Consider the following 949-nt stretch of genomic DNA (forward strand, 5'->3'; position numbering starts at 1 on the left):
TGAGGTTTTCTCACCTGGTTCCGCGGTCGAGTGAAGTCAGGACAAGGGCGGCGGCGGCAATAGCGGTGATCCGTTGTGGGCAGACGGTCACGCGATCGAGTGCGCGCCAGCGGCCGAGCAGGGCGTGGCCGCGCTCGGTGGGTGCGCGCAGCGCGGTGATCAACTCGTTGTAGCAGCGGTTATCGGTGTGTAGCTGCCCGTCGGGTTGGCGCTTGATCGGTGCGTGGATGCCGACGCCGGCGCCGGCGTACCCCTTGTCGGTCAGCACCGGAAGTCCGCGGGCGGCATGTGGGTACAGCGCGGGTAGCACCAGCTCGCGGGCAGCGCGCATGTCGTGGGTGCTGCCGGGGCGGACGGCCGAGACCCACAGCGGAAAGCCGCTCGGGTCGGTGAGTACCTGCACGTTCCCGCCGAAGGCGCGGTGCTTGCCCGAGTACCACAGGTTGTGGCCGGCCTCGGCGCGGGCAGCGATTCGGTCGGTGGGCACCAGCGTGCCGTCGAGGCAGAGGAAGGCCAGGCCGGCGGCGTGCGCGCGGTCGAGGACGTCGTGCAGGTCCGGCGTGTGGGCGGCGATGGCGTCCAGGCCTTCGTGCAGATAGCGGTAGGCGGTGGCGATGCTGATCCCGGCATCGCGGGCCAGCAGTCGCAGGTCCAGCCGGTGCCGCAACCAGCGCAGCACGAGGACGACTTGGGTATGCACCGTGCCGGCCCGCTGGGCCGGTCGTGATCCCGGCCGGCGGCGGCGCCGGGCGACCCACCCGGTCACCGCTCTCAGTACGGGTGCGGACACATCCAAGCTGGCACGATGAGACACAGCGGGCTCCCGGGGAAGAGGAGATCGGCTTTGGCGAGACGATCGTGACCCCGAGAGCCCGCGCCTACATCCGGAACACCCGCGACGACCAGCGACGACGTCCTTCAGGCCGCCGAACCTGGTGAGAAAACCTCA

Annotated in this window: 1 protein-coding gene; it reads right to left on the reverse strand. The window is 70.2% G+C overall.

Features of this window, described 5'->3' with window-relative positions:
• Window positions 1-10 precede the first annotated feature (10 nt).
• Window positions 11-814: an HARBI1 family protein gene (locus ACYVG5_RS21440; RefSeq protein ID WP_222050950.1), complete on the reverse strand. Its 804-nt coding sequence runs from the start codon at window positions 812-814 to the stop codon at window positions 11-13.
• Between the last annotated feature and the right edge of the window lie 135 nt (window positions 815-949).

Source organism: Modestobacter lapidis, assembly GCF_054780755.1.